We start from the raw sequence: 21,236 nt of genomic DNA on the forward strand, positions 1-21,236 counted from the left end.
TTTCTCTTGCAAAAACAGAAACTTAATCAGTACTTGCTGATTAAGGAAACGATGATGAAAAGAATGGGTTGGGCGGCGCTGGTGAGCGCCAGCTTGGCGGTGATGCTGGTGGGGTGTGGTGGTGGAGGCGGCGCGGCAGCGACGGCCATTGCAGCCGCCAAGCCCAGCTCGCGCGCTGCGTTCCAGGGCAGCGATTCGCAAAGCATGGGCGTCGATGACGACGCGGTGCCATCGACTCCTGCGGCCGGCACACCGCAGGACGCCCTGAAGATCCAGGTGCTGTCCAACCGCGCCGATTTGGTCTCGGGCGGCGATGCGCTGGTGGAGGTGGTGGGTGCCTCTGCGTCCGACGTGAAACGCATCGACGTGGATGGCCAGGACGTCACCAGCGCCTTTGCCAACCGCCCGAACGGCCGCTACCAGGCCAAGCTGTCTGGCCTCAAGCCAGGAGCCAACGTGGTCACCGTGCGACTCAAAAGCGGTGTGGGTTCACAGATCACCATCAAAAACCACCCGATTGGTGGCCCGGTCTTTGCTGGTGCACAAACCCAACCCTGGGTCTGCCAGACCGAGGCTGCAGGCCTGGGCAAGCCGCTGGACGCACAATGCAACGTGCCAGCGCAGGTGAGCTACCTCTACAGGTCCACCGATGCCAGCAAGCTGGCCTTGCAGCCTTATGACCCGGCCAAACCACCGAGTGATGTGGCCACCGCGCAGACTGACCATGCCGGTGCGCTGCCCTTCATCGTGCGGCGCGAGCGGGGCGTGATTGATCGCGGTATTTACGAGTACCTGGTGCTCGCTGATCCCAAAAAGCAGTGGGAGCCGTGGGCGCCGCAGAAGGCATGGAACGGTAAGCTGTACTGGACCTTTGGGGGTGACTGCAAACCCAACCATGTTCAGCCGGGGCCGGTGACCACCGCCGCGACTGCGGGGCCACAGGTGGCGGCAGCCACAGCCTCACAGGCGGAGATTGTGGGTGTTCTCAGCCGGGGCTTCGCCACCGCGGTATCGGGTTTGACCAATCTGGGCAGCAACTGCAACAGCGTCATCTCGGCCGAGGCCGTGATGATGATCAAGGAACACATCACCGAGACGCTGGGGCCGATCCGTTACACCATGAGTGAGGGGGGATCGGGTGGCTCCATGCAACAGCACTGGCATGTGTCCAACTACCCCGGTTTGCTCAATGGCATTCAGCCCAGCGCCAGCTACGCCGATGTCTGGGAGACGCTGAAAGAAGCGCAAGACTGTCACTTGCTTCTCCGCTATTTCACCCAGGTTTCCCCGCAGCTTTGGTTGTTGACACCCCAGCAAGATGCCGTGACAGGCTACGGCGCGTCGACCACCTGCCTGGCCTGGGATTCGGTGCTTGGCATTCAGCAGTCGATTCTTGGTTACTCCAAGGTGTGGCTGGACCCCACCAATGCCGCGGGCTGCGCACTGTCTGTGGAACTCATTTACAACGCCATCACCAATCCCGGAGGCATTCGTTGCACTTTGCAGGATTACATGGCATCCATTTTCGGCAAGCGCTCGTCCGATGGTTTTGCCAACTACCCCTATGACAACGTGGGTGTGCAGTACGGGCTGGTGGCGCTCACTTCGGGCTTGATCACGGCCGAGCAGTTCGTGGACATGAATGAAAAAGTGGGCGGGCTGGACGTCGACTGGAAGTTTCGTCCCCAGCGGGCGGAGGCTGACCTCGCTGCCGTCCGGACCATGCACCGGGCCGGTCTGGTGATGTCCGGTGCCGCCGCCAAGCGGGTTCCCATCATTGACCTGCGTGGTTCGTCCAACGTGGAGATTCACACCGATGTCCACAGCCATGTGACGCGGGCCCGGTTGAGAAAAGCGAATGGTCATTCAGACAACCAGATCATCTGGACGTCCACAGTGCCACTCTTTCCCAACGCCGATCCTTCGTTCGGCTCTCTGCTGGCGACACCCACGTCTGTGGACCTGCTGGACAACTGGCTCAGCCGCATGGAGTCCGACCGGAGCCCGGGCACGCTGGAAGAGAAGGTGTTGCGCAACAAGCCAGGCGCGGCTGTGGATGCCTGCTTCGTCGGTGCGCAAAAAGTCACCGACATGCAGAAATGCCGGCTGCTCTACCCGTATTACGCCGTGCCACGCATTGCGGCCGGCGAACCCCTGGCCAACGACATCGTCAAGTGCCAACTCAAGTCACCAAGCCGCTTGGACTACAGCGTGTCATTCTCCGACGCCCAATGGTCGCGACTGGTGCGTGCCTTTCCCGACGGGGTGTGCGACTACACCAGACCTGGCGTCGGTCAGCAGGCGTCCATCCCCTGGTTGACCTTCGAGAACGGGCCGGGTGGCCAGCCGCTGGGCAACCCACCGCAATCCGTTTTGCTTGGAAAGAAATGAGGTGGCGTCGTCCATGCCTTCCCGGTGGCAGAAAAGCGCCGGTTTCCATAGACTGGGCAAGGTGTTCAACCCCGGGCGCCATGAAAGGCTGGTGAGCTGATGGCTTTGTCAACGGAATCTTTGGGTTTCCTGGAGCGCTGCACCTGGCCCAGCGTGCTGACCCATTCGGAAAGGGAACAGGTGTATGGCGCGTTCACCGAACGCAGCCATCAATCTGGGCAGAACGTGTGCCACCAGTCGGAGATTGCCGACAGCTGGATCGGCGTGGTTGATGGTTTCCTACGCGTGCAGACCGCCGTGGCCAACGGGGACCTGGTGATGTTCACCAGCGTGGCATCGGGCGGGTGGATAGGGGAGGGATCGCTGCTCAAAGTCGAGCAAAGAAAATACGAAATCATCGCCACCCGGCCCACCAAGACCTTGCACCTGCCGCGCGCCACCTTCTTGTGGCTGCTGGACACCAGCGTGCCCTTCAATCGCTATGTCATCAACCACCTGAATGAGCGATTGAGTCAGTTCATCGGCGCCATGATGTTTGACCGTTTGCTGCAACCCACCGCCCGCGTGGCGCGCTGCATTGCCAACCTCTTCAATCCCATTCTTTACCCCAACACCGTGGCGGTGCTGCGAATCAACCAGGAGGAGATTTCCCGAATGGCCGGGATTTCACGACCCCGGGTGAACCAGGCCTTGAAAATCCTCCAGGAGCGCAGGCTGCTGGAGATTGGTTATGCCTCCATCACCGTGCTGGACCTGCCTGGCTTGATGGGCTTCGAGTAGCGCGCTGTCGGGCCGGCCACTGCAGCCGGTTTTTGTGGAAGCGCCGCTTCAGGCGGCTTCCTTTTGCGCACCCCAACCCCGCTCAAATCCGGTGGGCACTCCGGTCTGGCGTGCAAAGTGCCGGCCGATGTCCGATGCCCCATTCACCAGCGAGAGGGATTTCTTCAGTTGCTGATTTTCCTGGTGGCAAGCGTGAATTTCGAGCGCCAAGGCGCCCAGCGCATGCTGCAGCTCGGCAATCTTCTCGCGTGCCAGCAACAGCTCGGTCACCGTGCTGGGTCCGCTGAGGGGGCTGCACTCGCCCAGCAGACCGTTGCGTTCCATTTTTCGCCAGCGAAACAGCATGCTGGTGGCAATGCCATGTTTTCTGGCCACCATGGACACGCTCACATGGGCATCGTGGGTTTCGTGCACGATGGCGGACTTTTCTGCATGGGTCCAGTTGCGGCGCCGCAGCGGCAGGCCGTGAGCGGCTGGGTTGGTTTCCATTGGGGTCGATCTTTCAGGTCAAGGGTGGAGTCGGCACAAACACCCGACCATCCAATCCGCGATGGTGAGGGGCCGATTTGGGGGGCAGTCGAGGGTCGTTTTTGCCCTCGTTGGGGCGAATTTTCCAGCGCTTCAAATTTTCAAATCGTCCCCCTGACAACAATCACGGCTGGTAGTTACCCTTGGTCTCAGGACGAGTCAAAAACGGGCCTGAACCGCCTGTGTTTTCCAGGTTTTTTGTTCCGATGTTCGATGTTTTGGGCAGGTTTTTTCGGACCATGTTGCCTCGTCTGTACGTTATCGAACATACCAACCTGTACCGATTTGGTACACGTAACCAGGTGTTCGCGGGTGGCACTCGCGTCCATTCGGGCGGCGGTGACCGCGGCGCTCTCGAAAGTGACATCCTCATGGGAACCCGCAGAACATCTTCCCCGTTCGTGGCCAAGCTGCTGCCGACCGATTTCGCCACCGTGGTGGTGCTGCGCCTCTACGTGGCTGGCGGCGCGCCCAACTCCATGCTGGCCATTGCCAATCTGGAGACGCTCTGTGCCGAGCACCTGAAAGGCGGCCACCGGCTGGAGGTGGTGGACGTGCTGGAGAACCCGCGCCGGGCCATGGCCGAGGGCGTGCTGGTCACGCCCAGCCTGAGCAAACTCTCGCCGCTGCCGGCGGCCCAGGTCATCGGCACCCTCAGTGACAGGACGGGGGTCTTGCTCGCGCTCGGCCTGCAACCCCATGCTGACTGACCGCAAGCCGGCCAGTGTCCAGACCGGTCGGGCGTCGCTGGCCTTGCAACGGGCCCTGCACCAACTGCCGAAGGGCGGCCTGGAGCGCCAGGCCATCGCGGCCGGCGAGATCGACGCCGTCATCGACCACGCCGAGGCCAACATCCTCGTTTTTCCGCTGGCGCAGCGTGCGCTGCGCAAGGCCGCCCACCGCGCGTCTGCGGCAGACCGCAAGGAGGCCCTTGAAATGCCCGAACGCAACGGCGTGCTGGCCGCCCTGGGCCGCACCGAGTACCGGCGCCTGCTGCCCGCCCTGGAGCGCGTCGCGCTGGGTTTTGGCGAGGTGCTGCACGAGGCCAGCGCGCCGATCCGCCATGTCTACTTCCCGGTCGACTGTGTGGTGTGTTTGTTGACGGTGATCGACAACCAGCGTACGGTGGAAACCGGCCTGGTGGGCCACGAGGGCATGGTGGGCATTCCGCTGGCGCTGGGGGTGGACCTGTCGCCGGTACGGGCGGTGGTGGAGGTGGCCGGCACGGCCATGCGCATGTCGGCGGCACGCTTCAACGACGAACTGCGGCGTGGCCTGCAGTTGCAGCGCCAGTTGCACCGCTGTGCCCAGGTGGAGGTCAACCGGGCCCGGCAAATCGCCGCCTGCATTGCCTCCCACCGGCTGGAAAAGCGGCTGGCCTGCTGGCTGCTGATGGTGGGTGACCGGGCCCGTTCGCCCGACATGACGCTGACGCAACACCACCTGGCCGCGGTGATGAACGTGCGCCGGGTGTCGGTGACGCTGGCCTTTGGTGCACTGCGCACCAAAGGCCTGATCAGCTACAGCCGCGGCAAGCTCTGTGTGCTCGACCGCAAGGGGCTGGTGGCGGCGTCCTGCGCCTGCTACCGGCCGATCGCGGTGAGCGACGTCGCCTGAGCGGTGGCGACTTACTTTTTGGGGAACTGCAGCTTGGCCGCTTCCACACATTTGGCCTTGGGGTCACCGGCCAGGGCGTCGCATTTTTCCAGTGCCAGCTTCTGGTCGGCGGCGCGCACATCGGTGGCGGCTTCGACCTTGGCCTTGCGGATGTCGGCCGACATGTTGGCTTCGGCAAGGGCCTTGACTTCCACCGCCTTGGCTTCCTTGACACAGACGTCCTTGGGGTTGCCGGCCAGGTCGTCGCATTTCTCTTTCTGAATCGCGTAGGTGGCCTTGGCCTGGGTGGTGCGGGCCTTGGTGGCGTCGCTGGCCTTCTGGGTGTAGGCGTATTCCAGTTCGGCCAGGTCCACCGCTTCCTTGCCCTTGGCCTCTTCCACACACACATCCTTGGCGTTGCCGGACAGCGAGCCGCAGGCGGACTTGGCGGTCTTGTAGCTGGCCTTGATGTTGGTTTTGGCGGTGTTGTAGTCCATCTTCTCCATGGCGAAGGCGGATGGGCCCAGCAGCATCAGGGCCACCAAAGTGGCGCTGGCGAGGGGGCTGGAAATCGGAGATTTTTGAAACATGTGTGACCTTTGAAAAGTGGAAATGACGGACGCCACCAGCGTGGCGCTGGGTTCAGCCGCTGGGCAAAGCCAGCTTAGGGCGGGCCGCCCGGGGTGTCGGTACGCGGGCGAACACAGGGCGGTATCACAACGTGGCGTCGGCCGGTGCCAGGCTGGCGATCCAGGCGTACAAGGCCACAAACACCATCATGTTGAACAAGGCACCGAACACGATGTACAGCAGCGGCATCAGCAGCAGCGAGAAGTGGTGCAGCAAATACGCGTGCAGCACCAGTTGGTGGGGCACAAAAACCGCAAAGTAGGCCAGGATCAGCGCGGTGCACAGCAGCTTGTGGGCCAGCGGCACGCGCAGCATGTAGTAGCCCATGGCCAGCATCGCCGGTGTGGCCAGCAGCATCAGGTAGCCGATGTTGGCCAGGTCCAGCAGATGGCGCTGCACGGTGTAGGGAAACGGCGCCGGCAGCCACCAGAAATACACCAGCGCCACGGCCTGCACCCCACAGACGATGCGCAGCAGGTATTGCAGCGGCAAGGCCTTGCCGTCCAGGCGGTAAGACAGCACCCAGCCCAGCAGCGTCAGCGCCGCCACGCTGAACAGCATGCCGTCGCTGGGCAGGTTGACCCATTCATTGGCCACCACCCATTGCACGCCCAGCGCATCGCTGCGCTCGGCCAGCGGGGTGATCTGCAGCGGCAGGTTCAGCAGGCCAGCCCACAGCCCCAGGCATTGGCGCCAGAAGGCAAACAGCCAGGGCTTGCCGGCATGCACCGCGGCGGTAAGCAGCAGCGGCAGCGCCACCACCTGCAGCAGCAGGCCGGGCCGCAGCGCCATGCGTTTCAGGGCCCGGTGCTGGGGGATGCTGCCGGCCTGTTGCCTGGCCTGCTGCAGCGCGGCCAGCGCGGCCTGGTAGGCCTGGTCCCGGTTCGGCCCCTCGTCGGGCTGGTCGGCGGCGTTCATCGCTCAGAACTGGTGAAACAGACCCACATTCACGCCGCGGCGGGAATAGTTCGGGTTTTTGTAGCGTTCTCCACTCACCAGAAAGCCCGACCGGCCATCCAGCCAGTAACGCCACGACAGGCTGGCTTCCTTGCTCTGGAAGTTCACCAGCTGGGTGTTCTGGGCCACGGTTTGGTAGCCCTCACCGCCTTCGCCGTAGCGGGCGGTGATCAGGTACTCGCGCACCCGGCCATAGGTCACCGAGGCAAACTGCTGGTGGGTGCGGATGGCCCCGGGACTGCTGCGGTTGAAGCGGATGCCGCCTTCCACAATCCACGGCGTGTCGAAGTAGTAGGTGCCGCCGAGGTTGACGTTGCGGTCCACATTGCCGGCCGGGGCCTTGTAGTAGCCGGCCCCCACCGAGGCCACCAGGTTGCGCTGCGGCAGCAGCTTGCGGTAGAGCGCCACGTCGGTGCGGAACTTGGGCAGGTAGAAGGCACCGTCGCCGGCACCCACCGACAGGCTGCCATACCAGTCGGGGCTGAAGGTGTACGTGTCGGCCAGGCCCAGGAAGTTGCCGGAGGCGCCGAACTCGCGCTTGGCCGCCAGTTCCAGCTGCAGCACATGGGGGCCGGTTTCGTAGGCGCCGCGCAAGGTGGCGTCGTGCCAGTTGCCGAAGCCATTGGTCAGGCGTTGCGCGCCCAGCGTCAGTTCCATGCTGCGCAGCGGCAGCCGGGATGCGACACCCTGGGCGTTCATGACCGGCTCCATGGCCACACCTGCGGCGCTGGAGTTCTGGTACTGGCCCCAGGCGGGCAGGCAGACGGCGGGGCAGGCCATGGCCAACGCCATGGAGATGAATTTGATGGCCATGGTGGTTGTCCTCATAGGGGGCTGACGTTGGGAGAAATCAAGCGTGGTTGGCATGGCTGGGCGCGGCTTTGACGGTGGGAGAAAAGACCGGGGTCCACTGCCGGGACAGCGGCGCCACGGCATCGCTGTCGGACAGGATGTCGACGATGCGTTCGGCGCTGTGGCCGTCGCCAAAGGGGCTGGTGTCGAGCTGCATGCGGCGGTAGGCCACGCTGTCGGTCAGCAGCGACTCGGCGTGGATGAAGATGTTCATGCTGTCGGTGCCCACCAGCACGGCACCGCCAGCGTCCACCAGCTCCTGGCGCTCGGTGCTGTCGCGCGCCACCAGCACTGGCTTGCTGAAGGCCGAGGCCTCTTCCAGAATGCCGCCCGAGTCGGTGACGGTGAACTCGCAGCGCATCAGCAGCGAGACCAGGGCCTGGTAGCCCAGCGGCTCGGTGACGCAGATGCGGGCCCGGGTGCGCGGTGGCAGCTGGCTCAGACCCAGCGCCACGTCGGCCTGCACGCTGGGGTTGGGGTGGACTGGCCAGACCACCACGGTGTTGGGGTGCTGGCTGACGATGTTGGCCACGGCCAGAGCGATGTCGCGGATCGGTTGGCCCCAGTTCTCGCGCCGGTGGGCGGTGACCAGGATCAGCTTGTGGTCGGGGTAACGGGCCTCGAATTCACACAGGTTCTGCGGCTTCATCGCCGCCAGATCGAAGTCGGGCGCGCGGATGCGGTCGCGGGTCCACAGCGCGGCGTCGATCACGGTGTTGCCCACCTGGTGGACATGGTCGCGGGCCACGCCCTCGCTGAGCAGGTTGCGACAGGCCTGGGCGGTGGGCGGGAAATGCCAGCGGGCCAGCTGGCCAATCAGCTCCCGGTTTTTTTCTTCGGGGAAGGGCGTACGTTCATGGGTGCGCAGGCCGGCCTCGACATGGGCCACCGGAATGTCCTGGTAGAAGCCGCTCAGCGCGCCCACCAAGGCCGAGGTGGTGTCGCCTTGCACCATCACCACGTCGGGGCGCAGGTGCTTCAGCGCCGGCTCCACGCCGTCCAGCAGGGCCGAGGTCAGGTGGGCCAGCGAGGCCGATTTGCGTTCCAGGCGCAGCACCACGTCGGGCGGCATGTCGAAGAAGGCGTACAGCGCGTCGGCCACCGCCTCGTGCTGGCCGGTGTGGACCACCACCACCCGGTCGCCGCGGGCCTTGAGCTCGCGGTAGATCGGCGCCATTTTGATGATTTCGGGACGGGTGCCGATGCAGGCAAGGTAGGTTTTTTCTGGCATGGTTTTTCCTTGGGGCGACGGAGGGGATGGGACTCGGCGGGCCACTACAGGCAGGCCACGCCCGGCAGGGCGGCCACCACGCCGCGGGCGCTGAGGATTTGCAGCGCCACCTCGTCGGTGACGATCCAGTGCGAGGTGCGCTGCGCGCTGGCGGTTTCACGCAGCCAGCAGCTGGCGGTGAGCTTGTCGCCCTGCTGCAGCGCGATGACGGCGATCAGGCCCCAGGAGAAGTCGGTCTTGGACTGCAGCAGCCAGTCGCGCCGGTGCTCGCGCATCCATTTCTTGTAGTGCGCGGCGCGGTTCAGCGTGACCAGCTTGAAGTCAAACAGCAGCGGGAATATCTGCGCCACCTGCTCTGGATAAAAGGTGTGGGCCACGGTTTGCTGCTCGGGCTGGGTGGACACCAGAAAGCGGCTGCGCTGGGTGTCCCAGAACACCTTGTGGATGTCTTGCGCCAGCCTGGCCTGGGTGGGCATGGGGGTGCCGCCCGGGCGTGTGGGCTGGTAGGACAGCACCTCCAGGTTGTCCATGAACAGCCCATGCTGGTAAACCGGCGACACCAGGTAGATGCCGCGTTTGGCGTCGAGCAACGCGGCCAGGGCCTTGCCGCTGCGCTGGTGGCTGCTTTGCCAGACGGGGTGGGTTTGCAGCACCGCCGGCATGGTGTCGAGGAACTTCATCCAGATCGCCAGCAAGGCGTCGTCGGCGTCGGCGGTCTTGCAGGCCGCCCACACCGGGCCGTTGCGACAAAAGCGGTCGAAGGTGGCGTCGGGCTTTTGCCGCGTCACCAGCCAGTCGGCCCAGGGGCGGTCGTAGGCCGAGGTGTCGAGGCCGTTCTCGCGCGCCATCAGCAAGGCCTGCAGCGTGAAATAGGGGTCGACGGTGTCGCCCTTGTGCTGGATGGAGATGGCGCCCTGGGCGTCGGCATAGCCGTCCAGCCGCAGCGCGGCGGCCTGGCCGCTGCTGGCCAGGCTGGCCAGCCACAGCAGCAGGCCCCAGGCGATGGCACCGGTGGGGGCCCGCGTCATGCCGACCACACCACACCCAGCCGGTGCGCCCACACGCTGCCGTGCGCCACTGAGCCGGCCTCGGCCACCACGTGGGCGGCGCTCACCGTGGTCGGCTGGCCCGGCCGGCCGACACGCGATTGCGCGCCCAGCAGCACCGTGGCTTCCGACACCACCGGGCCGGACACCAGCGCGCCCTCCCGGATCTGAATCTGCTGGTCGCTGCACAGCGCGCCCACCACCTCGGCATGGCGGCCCACCACCACGTCGCCACGCACCTTCACGTCGCCAATGACTTTGGTGTGGCGGCCGATGTAGAGCCGGCCGGTCACCACCAGCGAGCCCCGGTAGAGCCGGCCGTGGGGCAGCCGGCAGTCGCCCTGAACCATGAACAGCGAGGCGCTGCGGCGCGTCACCCCTTCCAGGTTGAGGAAGGAGGATTCGATGCGTTCGGCGTCGTCCTGCGGCGCCGGCCAGTCGATCGGGTTGCCGAAGCGGATGGCCGGGGCATGCAGGCGCTCGAAGCAGCACAGGTTAGCCATGTCGATCGCGGTGCGCGACGACAGCCGGTGCAAGGCCACACAGCCCGGGCCCAGGCGCAGTTGCCGGTCGGCATGGGCCCAGTCCAGCACCCGGCTGTGGCCGGCCAGGTGCAGCGCGCCCTCGCTCAGCAAGGCGGTGAAGCTGGCGGGTTCGGTGGCGGTGAGGTCGCCGCGCACAAACAGCGGTGCGTGGCAGGCGATGGGGGCGGCCGTGGTCAGCGAGCCGCTGGCCACCCAGGCCGTGCCGGGGGCTGCCCAGTCGGTGGCCGTGGGGTTGAGCGGCAGGCTGCGGGCGCTGCCTGCAGCGACGGCGCTGGGCCCTTCCAGCAAGGCGGTGGCTTGGCGGCGCAGCCCGTGGGCGAAATGCTCGGCGTCGCTGCTTTGTGCGCCGTCGATGGGCAGTGGCGCCCAGTCGGTGGGCTGGCGCCATTCCTGCCAGGCCGGGCGAAAAGCCACCACCATCAAGCCCGTGCATGTGGCGCCCAGCAGCACCAGAGACAACCATTCCTGCATCATTTGAAGTTGACCTTTCGGTAGCGCGCGGTTTTTTCCCAGACCATGTCGCGGCGCAGCACGCGGTCGGTCACCAGGCTGGCCACCGACGAGGAAATGGCAAACAGGCTGACAAAAAAGCCCAGTGCATTGAAGGGCAGCAGGCGCAGGCGGCGCCGGCTGCCGTCCAGCAGCACCGCGGCGACGATCTCGAAGAAGGCGGCGAAGTTGCCCACGGTGGTGTAGGCCATCAGCGCGAACACCGGCAGCAGCACCGTCAGCAAGGCGCTGGCATTGAGGAAGTACAGCGCCACGGCGAGCACCCAGCCCAGCAGCAGCAGCGGCGGGACGATGAAGACCAGCAACAGCAGCATGCCGTCCAGCCGCTCGCGCCCGCTGAGAAAGGGGCTGGTGAGAAAGGCATGCCAATGGCGGGCCAGCACCTGGTTGTGGCCCTTGGCCCAGCGCTTGACCTGCTTGATGCGCACCGCCCAGTCTTCGGGCACCTCCTCGTAGCATTCGGAGCGGTTGCTGTAGGCGGTTTTCCAGCCGTTGAGCAGCAGCCGGAAGGTGATGTCGGTGTCTTCGGCCAGCACGTCGTCGTGCCAGCCGCCCACCGCCGCCACCGCTGACAGCCGTACCCCACCCACCGTGCCGCCGTACTGCGGCACCAGGCGCAGGTTCATGCGGGCCTGCTGGTCCACCTGGTAGCCGCCGGAGCGCTCCAGGTCCAGCATCCGGGTCAGCAGGTTGGTGCCGGCGTTCATCGGCACCACCCGGCCCATCACCGCGCCGATTTCGGGGTCAAAAAAGGGCGCCACCAGCTGTTTCAGCAGGCCACGGCCGGGCACATAGTCGGCGTCGAAAATCAGCGCGATGTCGCCCTCGGCATGGGGCATGGCGTCCTGCAGCGCCGCCGCCTTGCCCGACTTGCCCTCGGTGCGGTGAAACGGCGCAATGCGGCCGGGGTGGCGTTGCACGTAGGCCTCGATGATGGCGCGGGTGCCATCGGTGGAGCGGTCATTGACCGGCACGATCTTCAGCCGCTCGGGCGGGTAGTTGCTGTCCAGCAGCGCGTCCAGGCAGCCGGCAATCACCGCCTCTTCGTTGTGGGCGGCGATGAACACCGTGACCTGTGGCCAGTCGGCGGTGTCGATGTCCAGGTAGGGCTGGCGCTGGGTGCCGAACAGGCGGTTGAAGGTGAACAGCACATGGCGAACCCCGTACACCATCAGCAGCAGCACGATGCAAAACAGCGCGGTGGTCATCAGCACGATGGGCAGTTGCGGCATGGCGTTCTCCGGGTTGGGCAGGGCAAGCGGGGGCAGGGTGGGGCGTTGTCAGCCATGGACCGGCACACGGTGGTCCAGCGGCAAGGCGCGGGGCGAGCGCGATGGGCGGGTGTTGTCCCCCAGGTAGGCCCGCGGGTTGCCCAGCACATGGTCGCGGTGCCACTGCACCTGCTGCTCGGGCACCCACAGCCGGACCACCACCACCAGCCGACCGTCGTAGCGGCGGGCCCCGAGTGCGGCCATCAGCCGGGTTTCGGCCTGTTCGGAGTCCAGTTGCAGAAAGCACAAGGCCTGCTTTTCGCCACGGTGGCGGGCGGTCAGGATGTGCAGCTGGTTCACCTGGCCGAATTCGGCGCAGATGGCCATCAGCTGGCTTTGCACAGCGGCCACATCGGTGCAGGCCCTGAGGCGCGAAACGGCATGGTTCATGGGCGCCCCTGTTCGGTCAGCGTGGCGGTAGGCAGCCGCTTCGCGACACCCTCGATGGGCGCGGCAATCGGTGTCTGGGTGCCGGCCAGGCGCCGGCACCAGCCGTACATGCTGTGGGCATGGTGGTGTTTGTCGACCACGATGTGGCTCAGCAGCCGGTGGGTCTGGGGGTCGCTCCCGCCGATCAGCTCCATGATTTGGGTGTAGGTTTCGATGGCCCGGTGCTCGGACTGCAGGTGGGCCCGGGCCAGTGCCTTCAGGTCTTGGGCATGGTCGCAGCCATGGCGTTCTTCCTGGTTCAAGGCCTCCGGGGAAAAATCGGCCTCGCCGCCCAGCTCGACGATGCGGAAGGCCAGCCGTTCGGCATGGGTCATCTTGTCGTCGGACTGCATCAGAAACTGCCGGGCGATCTCTGGCATGTCCAGGGCCACCGCCATGAAATGGTGGCCTTTGCAGTCCAGCATGTAGACCAGTTCGGCAGCCAGGCAGTCGTTGAGCAGTTTGATGACCTGGGCCCGGCTGGGCACAGCGCGTTGCGAGGGGTCGTCGGCGTCTTTTTTCAGCAAGGCAGAGACATTCAAAAGCCCCCTTTGGTGGAGGCGCGGTGCGGGCACGTGGCCATGGGTGTCGTCGCTGGGTTGAAACATGTCGGAACCTCGGGCAAGGGGGAGGGCAAGGGGGTTCACAGGCACAAGGCCATGGTGGACGGGTGCGGTGGCCTCGTCAGTACGGCAGCGAACCGATGGGACAAGGCGGGTCATGCTGGAGGGCTGGCGTCAGGGGCGCTGATGGACCCGACCCTCGAGCACTGGCGACGGCCCGTCGGCCGCCAGCAGCGACAGCGTCCAGCGCCCGGCCAGCAAGGCCTCGGATTGGGCCGGGCTCAGCTGGGTGCGGCCGGTCAGCGGGTTGGCCAGGGGGCCGTCGGCGCCGGGGCCGGCGCGGGCCATCACCACGCCTTGCGGACCGCCCAGCGCCACCTGGCTCACCGCCTGCGCCAGGCCCTGGTGGCTGAGGCACCAGGCCAGCACCTGGGTGTGCGGGTTCAGGGTGGCGTCCAACATGCCCACCGCGGGCGAGGCCGCGGCGCTGGACGCCAGCCGTGCGGTCAGCGCCAGCCGTTCGTTGGGCTCGGCGGCCGGGCCTGCGCCGGCACCGGCCAGGGGCATCAGGCTGAAAAGTGACAGGGTCAACCGCCGGGTGGCGTTGCAAAAAATGGGCATGGGGGTTTCCTTCAGCGCACACCAGGAGGGGTGGCGGGCTGAACCCACTGTGTCGCACGGGGGTGGGGGCGACTGTGCGGTGCCGCACCCCATCGCTGACCTGGTGACTGGCCAGTCACCCGGGCGTTGGCGGGGGCGGTTTGGTTACCGTTGGTGCCAGTGGTGGACTTGGGGCTCCGGATGCACTTGTTTTGCTGCTATGTTCGGTATCGAACACAGGATGCGAGGTCGGTCACCTAGACTGACCCGTCAGTGTCCATTTCTTTTTCAAAGGAACGCTGTCTGCCGACCCCCACAGAAAGCCCACGGATGCCACTCGCCGCCATTGCCAAAACCAACCAGTTGCTGGCGGCACTGCCGCCGGCCGAGTGGACCCGCTGGCTCGCCAACCTGGAAACGATCGACCTGCCGCTGGGCAAGGTGCTCTACGAGTCGGGCCGGCAGCAAAGCCATGTGTATTTCCCCACCACCGCCATCGTCTCGCTGCTGTACGTGATGGAGAACGGTTCGTCGGCGGAAATCGCGGTGGTGGGCTACGAGGGCATCGTGGGTGTGTCGCTGTTCATGGGCGGTGGCTCCACCCCCAGCCGCGCGGTGGTGCAGAGCGCCGGCGCCGGCCTGCGCATGCGGGCCGATTTCCTGAAAGCCGAGTTTGAAGAGAGCACCCCGGTGATGCATTTGCTGCTGCGCTACACCCAGGCCTTGATCACCCAGATGGCTCAGACGGCGGTGTGCAACCGCCACCATTCGCTGGACCAGCAGCTGTGCCGCTGGCTGCTGCTGAGCCTGGACCGCTTGTCGGGCAGCGAACTGGTGATGACCCAGGAACTGATTGCCAACATGCTGGGCGTGCGGCGCGAAGGCGTCACCGAGGCGGCCTTGCAACTGCAGGCCACCGGGTTGATCAAGTACGCCCGTGGCCGGATCTCGGTGCTGGACCGTGCCGGCCTGGAAAAACGCACCTGCGAGTGTTATGCGGTGGTGAAAAAGGAATACGACCGCCTGTTGCCAGCCCAGACTGCCGTCTGACGGTCCCATGCCCCCATCAGGCTTTGGGCTGACCAATCGCCGCCAGCGGGCCGGCCAGCGCGGCCAGGCCGGGCAGGTCCAGCACATGCAGGGCGCCGCGGCGGTAGTCCACCAGGCCCTGGGCCTTGAGTTCGCCGGCGGCCAGCGTGACGCTGGCCCGCCGCACGCCCAGCATCTCGGCCAGGTGGGCATGGGTCAGGTGCAAAGACGCCGGGTTGCCGCGGCGGTGGCTCAGCAGCACCCAGCCCGCCACCCTTTGCTTGATGGGGCAAATCTGCGAGGCCCCAGCCATCGTGGCCACCTCTTGCGCCACGCCCCAGAGGTAACGCGAGAAAGCCATCAGCATCGCGTGCCGGCGGGCCACCAGCCGGGCCAGCACCGCGCCGTCGATGCACCAGGCCGGTCCCTCCGACTGCACCGCCCAGGTGAAGCTGCCGGCGCCGAGACCCAGCGCCAGCGGCAGCCCCACCGCGCCCTCCGCACCGACCAGCGCCACCGCCAGTTTCAGTGGCGAGCCGTGACCCACCACCAGGGCCACGCTGGCGCCCGCCATGAAGTAGACCCGCGGGCTGGGCTGGTCGGGGGTGGACAGCACCTGGCCCTCGGTCAGCATCACCGGCGTGCAACGCCGTGACAGCAGGGTTTGGTCGGCCGCCGACAGCGGACCGACCAGCAGGTTGGAGGACAAATTCAAGGCGCTTTCCCTTCGGGGGTGGCTGACCACCCCGCGGCGGGAGTGGTGGTGGGCCCGTGAAGGGGCAGGGTGCCGCCGTGGCCGCGAACGCGTGAAAAAAGCGCTGCCCGCAAGGGGCTGTGGAACGGAGATTTGGGCCAGTGTACGCCCATCGCCACGGGGCATGGGCTTGAATTTCGGCGGTTCATCAACCAGCATAAAGGCAGGACTGCCCTGTATTTGTACGGTGTCGAACACAGCGGGGCGATTTGGTCCTACACTGCATCCACACTGGGAATCGCCGGCCAGTGCATGACATCACATGCCACGGCGCAGGATATTTTCGCTTGCAGCCCAGCCCTTCTACCCCCCTCTCTCCCCAGCCGTCTTCCAACCGCTTGCTGGCCGCGCTGCCAGCGGCCGACCTGGCCCGCTGGTCTGACCAGCTGAGCCCCATCAACTGGCAGGCCGGCGAGCTGGTGTGCGACTCGCGCCAGGCCTCGCCCTTTGCCTATTTCCCGGCCGACGCGCTGGTGCTGCTGGTCTATGGCGACGAGGCCTCGGGCACGCTGGGCATGGCGGTGGTGGGCCATGACGGTGTGGTGGACTTGCCGCGTTTGCTGGGCGCCAACGCGCCGTTCAAGGCGGTGGCCTTGACGGCGGGCGCTGGCCACCGGCTCGGCCAGGCCCTGTGGTCCAGCGAACTGGACCAGGGCGGTGCCGCGTTGAAAGCCATGCTGCGCTACAGCCAGTCGCTGGTGGCGCAGATGACCCAGACCGCGCTGTGCCATGCCCAGCATTCGCCGGCACAGCAGCTCAGCCGCTGGCTGCTGGTGTGTTCCGCGCTGCTCGACAGCCCGGCGCCCCGCCTGCCCACCCAGTCGCTGCAGACCGCTTTGGGCCTGCCGCCCCAGCAGGCCAGCGCGGCCTTGCAGGCCCTGGCGGCCGAGGGGGGCATTGCCTGCGAGGCCGATGCGGTAGCGGTGCGCGACCCCCAGCGGCTGCGCTCGCTGGCCTGTGGCTGCGCCTCGGCCATCCTGCAGCAGCGCTGAGCGCCCCCCGTCTCAGATGTCGGCCTGCCCGTTCAGCAGGTTGCGGCTGCGCTGGTAAAAGCCCAGTTCATTGATGGTGACCAGGGCGCGCTGGGCGATGAACTTTTGCTCGGTGGTGCGCATCTGCGCCTGGGCGGTGGCCGTGTCGCCGCGCTTGGCGGCGGCAAAGCCCAGCACCTGCCAGGGGTAGGGGTCGTAACGGCCGTCGGCCCAGCCCGGCGAGGTGGTCTGCAGGTAGTTCCAGGCCCGGTCGAAATAAGGCGCCAGCTCGCTCAGCCCAAAGGCCTGGACAAAGACCTGGCAGGTGGTGCCGGGGTAGAAGGTGGTGGCGGCCTGGCCGGTGAAATCGCCGGCGGTGAAGCCACCCCGGGTGGCGTCGAACAGGCCGTTGCCAATGCCGCGGGCGATGCCGGTGGCGAAGGCGTCGTAGTAGTTGGCGTCGGCCGTTTCGCCGCGCTCGCGCAGCAGGCCGGCGAAGTCGCGCAGGCCGCGGTAGACCTCGCAGTTGTCCATCAGGTAGCCAATCGAATTGCCGGCGTTGCGCGGTGGCTGGAACACGCTGGTCAGGCCATTGGGTTTGACCATCATCGCCAGGTTGCGGTAGGCCATGGTTTTCAGCTTGGCCTTGTTCAGGTCCCACCAGGCCCAGTTCTGGCTGCAGCGCACATAGCGCACGGCCAGCGAGATCAGTGTGGCGGCGTAGGAGTCGTCGGAGTCGGACAGCACCCGCACAAACATCTCGGTGTTGGCCCGACCGAGCGGGAAATTGACGTCCATGATGGTGGCGTCGGGGTTGAGGTTGCGCAGGTAGAGGTCGAGGTAGGTGCGCACGTACGTGTCGCGGTCGCTGACCGAGAAGGACTGCACCAGCGGCAGCAGACCCAGGTTGGTGAAGTACCAGTTCAGGCGGCCGTTCGGCGCCATCTCGTAGCCACCGGCATAGGGCCCGGTGGGGATGCGCAGGGATTTGACCTGCGCCATCACGTCGATGAGGGTGTTGCTGGGAGCGGGTGTGGGGGCTGGTGGGGTGGTGGGGCAGGTGACGGTTTGGGCAAAGCCGGTGGCGGAGGAAGCAAGAAACAGCGTGGCGCCGGAGACGAAGTGTCGACGAAGCATGGGGGTCCGATCAGCAGGGGTGCAATGCCTGGATTGCACGGGGGCAGTAAAAAGTGCCGGGGGCCAGTCACCCGGTTCACCTGGTGCACATCCGGAGCGTCGTCCACCCATTCGACGTTGACCGGATGCTGGCCCTGAGTGGACACCCTGCGCCCGGCGGGCCATCGGGTGAGGAGGCCATGCTTTGCGAGGCATTTGTGGGGCTCGGCTTTACATGGGGGGCGTAGGGCCTTGTGCGTGGCAGCGCACGGACAAAAAAACAGGGGCCCACCGCCGGGGCGGTGGGCCCCTCAATTCAGGGGGATGGGCGGGTGGCCGTTGGGCCGGGGAGGCGCCCAGGCGCCCCTGAAGGTCGGAGCCGTCTTGGGTTGCGCCACCCGACCTTACGAAACCCCAAGATTCCTCTCTGTGCGTTGCCCAACATTCGCCGGCTGAGCTGCTGGCCATGGGCCCGAGGCCGCGAGGCTCAGAGAAAACGCTCCAGCAATTTCTTGGAGGCCCGGTCCAGCGTGCGCATGTCGGGCACGCTGAACTGCAGGCCATGCTCGGCCAGGATCAGCAAACGGCCATCGCCCAGGCGGCGGATGTCTTCCTCCGTTTTCAGCACCAGCTGGGTGGGCCCGCGGTCGGTGTCCACATCCCAGGTGCTGGGGGTGGAGAAGGTCGACACATGGGTCAGCCGCTGGATCTGCGGCGCGAACTCGCGCTGCGCCAGTTCGTCGGCCAGCAGCGCGCGCAAGGCCTCGGGCAGTTGCGAGGGCGCCTCTATCCACAGCAGCTCGTGGCCGTCGCTGCTGACCAGCGACAGGCCTTCGTCGGGCGCCGAGATCGGGAAGGCCCGCACCGGCGTCACGCCGGTGTGGCTGTGGCCGGCGGCGTCGGTGTAGACCAGCTGCCCGGAAGCCTGGCGTGTCAGCTGGAACGCGGGGGTGGGGTGGGACAGCGGGTTCATCGCACGGTCTCCTGCAAGGGGCTGGGGCTCAGCGTGGCGCCCAGCGTCACAGCGTCCTCGCCGTCGGCGCGCCGCAACTGGGCCTGGTAGAGCCGCCAGTAGGCGCCCTGGCGGGCCATCAGTTCGTCGTGGGGACCGACCTCCATCACCTGGCCGCGGTCCATCACCACCAGGCGGTTGGCCTTGCGCAGCGTGGACAGCCGGTGGGCGATGGCGATGGTGGTGCGGCCTTGCACCAGGTTGTCCAGCGCCTTCTGGATTTCCTTTTCGGTTTCGGTGTCGACCGAGGAGGTGGCCTCGTCGAGGATCAGGATGCGTGGGTCGATCAGCAGGGCGCGGGCGATCGAGATGCGCTGGCGCTCGCCGCCCGACAGGCCCTGGCCGCGTTCACCGACCAGCGAGTCGTAGCCCTGTGGCAGCCGCAGGATGAACTCGTGCGCATGGGCGGCACGCGCCGCGGCAATGATTTCCTGGCGGCTGGCGCCGGGCTTGCCGTAGGCGATGTTCTCGGCGATGGTGCCGAAGAACAAAAACGGCTCCTGCAGCACCAGGCCGATGTGGCGCCGGTAGTCGGCCACGCCCAGGCGGCGCACGTCCACGCCGTCGATGCGGATGGAGCCGTCGGTGACGTCGTAAAAGCGGCACAGCAGGTTGACCAGCGTGCTCTTGCCCGAGCCGCTGTGGCCCACCAGGCCGATCATTTCGCCGGGCTCGATCTGCAGGCTGAGGTTGCGGATCACCGAGCGGCTGCCGTAGCGGAAGCCGATGCCTTGCATCTCGATGCGGCCCTGCACCTTGTCCAGCGTCACCGGCTGGGTGGGTTCGGGCACGTTGGACTGGTGGTCCAGGATGTCGAAGATGCGTTTGGCGCCGGCCGCGGCTTTTTGCGTCACAGAGACGATGCGGCTCATCGAATCGAGCCGGGTGTAGAAGCGGCCGATGTAGGCGATGAAGGCGGTCAGCACACCGACGGTGATCTGGCTCTTGGAGACCTGCCAGATGCCAAAGCCCCAGACCACCAGCAGGCCGATCTCGGTCAGCAGCGAGACGGTGGGCGAGAACAGCGCCCAGGTCTTGTTGAGTTTGTCGTTGACCGCCAGGTTGTGTTTGTTGGCGTCGCGGAAACGCTGGGCCTCGCGGCGTTCCTGGGCAAAGGCTTTCACCACCCGGATGCCAGGAATGGTGTCGGCCAGCACGTTGCTGACCTCGGACCAGACGCGGTCGATCTTCTCAAAGCCGGTGCGCAGCCGGTCGCGCACCACATGGATCATCCAGGCGATGAAGGGCAGCGGCAGCAGCGTCACCAGCGCCAGCCAGGGGTTGATGGAGAACAAAATGACGGCGGTCATGCCGATCATCAGCACGTCGGTGGCGAAGTCCAGCGCGTGCAGCGACAGAAAGACGCAGATGCGGTCGGTTTCCGAGCCGATGCGGGTCATCAGGTCGCCGGTGCGTTTGCCGCCGAAATAGTCCAGCGACAAGGCCAGCAGGTGCTCGAAGGTGGTGGTGCGCAGGTCGGCGCCAATGCGCTCCGACACCAGGGCCAGCAGGTAGGTGCGGGCCCAGCTCAGGCCCCAGGCGGCGACAGCCGCCCCGAGCAGGCCCAGCAGGTAGCCGATCACCAGCGCGGGGTCGATCTGCTGGCCGTTCTGGAACGGGATCAGCACGTCGTCCATCAGCGGGATCGACAAATAAGGCGGGATCAAGGTGGCGGCGGTCGAGGCCAGTGTGAGCACAAAGCCGGCCAGCAGCTGCTTGCGGTAGGGCCGGGCAAAGCGCCACAGCCGCAGCAGCACCCAGGTGGAGGGCGGCGCCTGCACCTCGTGGGCGCAGGCTGGGCATTCGTCGCTGTCGGGTGGCAGCGGGGCCTGGCAGCTGGGGCACAGCGGCAGGTCGTCCATGTCGGCCGTGTCGCCCGAGGCCAGCGTGGCCAGGCAGCGCTCGAACAGCTTGGTGAAACGCAGCACCTGGGGGTTCAGGCCCAGCGTGAAGCGCCACACCGCCAGCCGGGTGGCGCCGTCGTGCAATTCCAGCGTGCCGACGCCGGCGTGGTCGCTGTGCTTCAGCGCCAGGGTGGGCGACAAGGGCCAGCTTTGCCAGTGGGACGCGCTGGCGTCGCGGGCCAGAATCTGGCGTGGCGTCAGGGCCACAAAGCCGATGCCAAAGTGCAGTTGGGGGTCAAGGTCAACCGCCAGCAGCCCCAAAACGTTCTCACCGCTGGGGAGTGCTGCCTGCAGGTCGATTTGGGCTGACTCGGTTTTTTTTCGGGGAGCGTCGGCTGAATGTGGGTGTTGCATGGGTTGCTAACGGTCTGGCCGCGTGGTTGGTGGACGTGGCTTCAGTCCCGGCGCGTTCCAATACACTGATTTTCGCCCAAACCTTCTCCCATCCCGGCGCCACTGCCCCTGCCATGACATTTTTCTGTATCCCTCCGCTGTTTTTCGAGCCCGCAAACGGCAAGATG

General features: G+C 66.1%; 21 protein-coding genes. 6 read left to right on the forward strand and 15 right to left on the reverse strand.

The window, feature by feature from the left end:
* Positions 1 to 6 precede the first annotated feature (6 nt).
* The gene (locus AC4BAR_RS10400) at positions 7 to 2,391 is read left to right on the forward strand and encodes a DUF6351 family protein (RefSeq protein ID WP_490627785.1); all 2,385 of its coding nucleotides are present in this window, start codon (positions 7 to 9) and stop codon (positions 2,389 to 2,391) included.
* A gap of 120 nt (positions 2,392 to 2,511) precedes the next feature.
* Positions 2,512 to 3,171 carry a Crp/Fnr family transcriptional regulator gene (locus AC4BAR_RS10405; RefSeq protein ID WP_490627786.1) on the forward strand — a complete coding sequence of 220 codons (660 nt, stop codon included), beginning with the start codon at positions 2,512 to 2,514 and terminating at the stop codon, positions 3,169 to 3,171.
* A 48-nt stretch (positions 3,172 to 3,219) separates the two neighbouring features.
* On the opposite strand, the gene AC4BAR_RS10410 is transcribed toward AC4BAR_RS10405, so the two are convergent.
* Positions 3,220 to 3,660 (reverse strand): transposase, encoded by a 441-nt coding sequence (locus AC4BAR_RS10410; protein WP_490627787.1) that lies wholly within the window; start codon positions 3,658 to 3,660, stop codon positions 3,220 to 3,222.
* Positions 3,661 to 4,070: 410 nt separating this feature from the next.
* Between AC4BAR_RS10410 and AC4BAR_RS10415 the strand changes: the two genes are divergently transcribed.
* Positions 4,071 to 4,409: a circadian clock KaiB family protein gene (locus AC4BAR_RS10415; protein WP_490627788.1), complete on the forward strand. Its 339-nt coding sequence runs from the start codon at positions 4,071 to 4,073 to the stop codon at positions 4,407 to 4,409.
* Complete coding sequence (locus tag AC4BAR_RS10420; RefSeq protein ID WP_490627789.1) at positions 4,399 to 5,316, forward strand: Crp/Fnr family transcriptional regulator; 918 nt, start codon at positions 4,399 to 4,401, stop codon at positions 5,314 to 5,316. The genes AC4BAR_RS10415 and AC4BAR_RS10420 overlap by 11 nt, the downstream gene beginning before the upstream one ends.
* 11 nt (positions 5,317 to 5,327) lie before the next feature.
* Here AC4BAR_RS10420 and AC4BAR_RS10425 read toward each other — a convergent pair whose 3' ends face one another.
* The 10 genes from AC4BAR_RS10425 to AC4BAR_RS10470 all read right to left on the reverse strand — a co-directional run bounded on the left by AC4BAR_RS10425 (position 5,328) and on the right by AC4BAR_RS10470 (position 13,950).
* Positions 5,328 to 5,885, reverse strand: coding sequence for a hypothetical protein (locus AC4BAR_RS10425; RefSeq protein ID WP_490627790.1), 558 nt, complete (start codon positions 5,883 to 5,885; stop codon positions 5,328 to 5,330).
* A 124-nt stretch (positions 5,886 to 6,009) separates the two neighbouring features.
* Positions 6,010 to 6,843: a hypothetical protein gene (locus AC4BAR_RS10430; protein WP_490627791.1), complete on the reverse strand. Its 834-nt coding sequence runs from the start codon at positions 6,841 to 6,843 to the stop codon at positions 6,010 to 6,012.
* Between the two features lie 3 nt (positions 6,844 to 6,846).
* Positions 6,847 to 7,695, reverse strand: a complete 849-nt coding sequence (locus AC4BAR_RS10435; protein ID WP_490627792.1) for a YaiO family outer membrane beta-barrel protein — start codon at positions 7,693 to 7,695, stop codon at positions 6,847 to 6,849.
* A 37-nt stretch (positions 7,696 to 7,732) separates the two neighbouring features.
* Complete coding sequence (gene wecB / locus AC4BAR_RS10440) at positions 7,733 to 8,965, reverse strand: non-hydrolyzing UDP-N-acetylglucosamine 2-epimerase (RefSeq protein WP_490627793.1); 1,233 nt, start codon at positions 8,963 to 8,965, stop codon at positions 7,733 to 7,735.
* 44 nt (positions 8,966 to 9,009) lie between these two features.
* On the reverse strand, positions 9,010 to 9,993 hold the full coding sequence (locus tag AC4BAR_RS10445; protein ID WP_490627794.1) for a hypothetical protein: 984 nt from the start codon (positions 9,991 to 9,993) through the stop codon (positions 9,010 to 9,012).
* Complete coding sequence (locus tag AC4BAR_RS10450; RefSeq protein WP_490627795.1) at positions 9,990 to 11,030, reverse strand: polymer-forming cytoskeletal protein; 1,041 nt, start codon at positions 11,028 to 11,030, stop codon at positions 9,990 to 9,992. Before AC4BAR_RS10450 ends, AC4BAR_RS10445 begins: the two co-directional genes overlap by 4 nt.
* Positions 11,027 to 12,298 carry a glycosyltransferase family 2 protein gene (locus tag AC4BAR_RS10455; RefSeq protein ID WP_490627796.1) on the reverse strand — a complete coding sequence of 424 codons (1,272 nt, stop codon included), beginning with the start codon at positions 12,296 to 12,298 and terminating at the stop codon, positions 11,027 to 11,029. The genes AC4BAR_RS10450 and AC4BAR_RS10455 overlap by 4 nt, the downstream gene beginning before the upstream one ends.
* A gap of 48 nt (positions 12,299 to 12,346) precedes the next feature.
* A complete protein-coding gene (locus tag AC4BAR_RS10460) occupies positions 12,347 to 12,727 on the reverse strand; it encodes a hypothetical protein (protein ID WP_490627797.1) in 381 nt (126 codons plus the stop codon).
* Complete coding sequence (locus AC4BAR_RS10465) at positions 12,724 to 13,308, reverse strand: ferritin-like domain-containing protein (RefSeq protein ID WP_490627798.1); 585 nt, start codon at positions 13,306 to 13,308, stop codon at positions 12,724 to 12,726. The genes AC4BAR_RS10460 and AC4BAR_RS10465 overlap by 4 nt, the downstream gene beginning before the upstream one ends.
* A 195-nt stretch (positions 13,309 to 13,503) precedes the next feature.
* Entirely contained in the window at positions 13,504 to 13,950 is a 447-nt protein-coding gene (locus tag AC4BAR_RS10470; protein ID WP_490627799.1) for a hypothetical protein, read from the reverse strand.
* A 309-nt stretch (positions 13,951 to 14,259) separates the two neighbouring features.
* Here AC4BAR_RS10470 and AC4BAR_RS10475 point away from each other — a divergent pair, with 309 nt between their 5' ends.
* The gene (locus AC4BAR_RS10475) at positions 14,260 to 14,979 is read left to right on the forward strand and encodes a Crp/Fnr family transcriptional regulator (RefSeq protein WP_490627800.1); all 720 of its coding nucleotides are present in this window, start codon (positions 14,260 to 14,262) and stop codon (positions 14,977 to 14,979) included.
* A gap of 16 nt (positions 14,980 to 14,995) precedes the next feature.
* On the opposite strand, the gene AC4BAR_RS10480 is transcribed toward AC4BAR_RS10475, so the two are convergent.
* Positions 14,996 to 15,673, reverse strand: coding sequence for a Crp/Fnr family transcriptional regulator (locus AC4BAR_RS10480; protein ID WP_490627801.1), 678 nt, complete (start codon positions 15,671 to 15,673; stop codon positions 14,996 to 14,998).
* A 326-nt stretch (positions 15,674 to 15,999) separates the two neighbouring features.
* Here AC4BAR_RS10480 and AC4BAR_RS10485 point away from each other — a divergent pair, with 326 nt between their 5' ends.
* Positions 16,000 to 16,704 (forward strand): cyclic nucleotide-binding domain-containing protein, encoded by a 705-nt coding sequence (locus AC4BAR_RS10485; RefSeq protein WP_490627802.1) that lies wholly within the window; start codon positions 16,000 to 16,002, stop codon positions 16,702 to 16,704.
* A gap of 12 nt (positions 16,705 to 16,716) precedes the next feature.
* On the opposite strand, the gene AC4BAR_RS10490 is transcribed toward AC4BAR_RS10485, so the two are convergent.
* The 3 genes from AC4BAR_RS10490 to AC4BAR_RS10500 all read right to left on the reverse strand — a co-directional run bounded on the left by AC4BAR_RS10490 (position 16,717) and on the right by AC4BAR_RS10500 (position 21,069).
* A complete protein-coding gene (locus tag AC4BAR_RS10490) occupies positions 16,717 to 17,820 on the reverse strand; it encodes a hypothetical protein (protein WP_490627803.1) in 1,104 nt (367 codons plus the stop codon).
* 466 nt (positions 17,821 to 18,286) lie between these two features.
* Entirely contained in the window at positions 18,287 to 18,772 is a 486-nt protein-coding gene (locus AC4BAR_RS10495; RefSeq protein WP_490627804.1) for a cyanophycin metabolism-associated DUF1854 family protein, read from the reverse strand.
* Positions 18,769 to 21,069 carry a cyanophycin metabolism-associated ABC transporter gene (locus AC4BAR_RS10500; protein ID WP_490627805.1) on the reverse strand — a complete coding sequence of 767 codons (2,301 nt, stop codon included), beginning with the start codon at positions 21,067 to 21,069 and terminating at the stop codon, positions 18,769 to 18,771. Before AC4BAR_RS10500 ends, AC4BAR_RS10495 begins: the two co-directional genes overlap by 4 nt.
* Between the last annotated feature and the right edge of the window lie 167 nt (positions 21,070 to 21,236).

This window comes from Rhodoferax sp. SPJ4, assembly GCF_058216275.1.

Coding starts and splice junctions, on each gene's coding strand:
- AC4BAR_RS10410 (WP_490627787.1), bottom strand. CDS start 3,660: ATGGAAACCAACCCAGCCGCTCACGGCCTGCCGCTGCGGCGCCGCAAC.
- AC4BAR_RS10415 (WP_490627788.1), top strand. CDS start 4,071: ATGGGAACCCGCAGAACATCTTCCCCGTTCGTGGCCAAGCTGCTGCCG.
- AC4BAR_RS10420 (WP_490627789.1), top strand. CDS start 4,399: ATGCTGACTGACCGCAAGCCGGCCAGTGTCCAGACCGGTCGGGCGTCG.
- AC4BAR_RS10425 (WP_490627790.1), bottom strand. CDS start 5,885: ATGTTTCAAAAATCTCCGATTTCCAGCCCCCTCGCCAGCGCCACTTTG.
- AC4BAR_RS10430 (WP_490627791.1), bottom strand. CDS start 6,843: ATGAACGCCGCCGACCAGCCCGACGAGGGGCCGAACCGGGACCAGGCC.
- AC4BAR_RS10435 (WP_490627792.1), bottom strand. CDS start 7,695: ATGGCCATCAAATTCATCTCCATGGCGTTGGCCATGGCCTGCCCCGCC.
- wecB (WP_490627793.1), bottom strand. CDS start 8,965: ATGCCAGAAAAAACCTACCTTGCCTGCATCGGCACCCGTCCCGAAATC.
- AC4BAR_RS10445 (WP_490627794.1), bottom strand. CDS start 9,993: ATGACGCGGGCCCCCACCGGTGCCATCGCCTGGGGCCTGCTGCTGTGG.
- AC4BAR_RS10450 (WP_490627795.1), bottom strand. CDS start 11,030: ATGATGCAGGAATGGTTGTCTCTGGTGCTGCTGGGCGCCACATGCACG.
- AC4BAR_RS10455 (WP_490627796.1), bottom strand. CDS start 12,298: ATGCCGCAACTGCCCATCGTGCTGATGACCACCGCGCTGTTTTGCATC.
- AC4BAR_RS10460 (WP_490627797.1), bottom strand. CDS start 12,727: ATGAACCATGCCGTTTCGCGCCTCAGGGCCTGCACCGATGTGGCCGCT.
- AC4BAR_RS10470 (WP_490627799.1), bottom strand. CDS start 13,950: ATGCCCATTTTTTGCAACGCCACCCGGCGGTTGACCCTGTCACTTTTC.
- AC4BAR_RS10475 (WP_490627800.1), top strand. CDS start 14,260: ATGCCACTCGCCGCCATTGCCAAAACCAACCAGTTGCTGGCGGCACTG.
- AC4BAR_RS10490 (WP_490627803.1), bottom strand. CDS start 17,820: ATGCTTCGTCGACACTTCGTCTCCGGCGCCACGCTGTTTCTTGCTTCC.
- AC4BAR_RS10495 (WP_490627804.1), bottom strand. CDS start 18,772: ATGAACCCGCTGTCCCACCCCACCCCCGCGTTCCAGCTGACACGCCAG.
- AC4BAR_RS10500 (WP_490627805.1), bottom strand. CDS start 21,069: ATGCAACACCCACATTCAGCCGACGCTCCCCGAAAAAAAACCGAGTCA.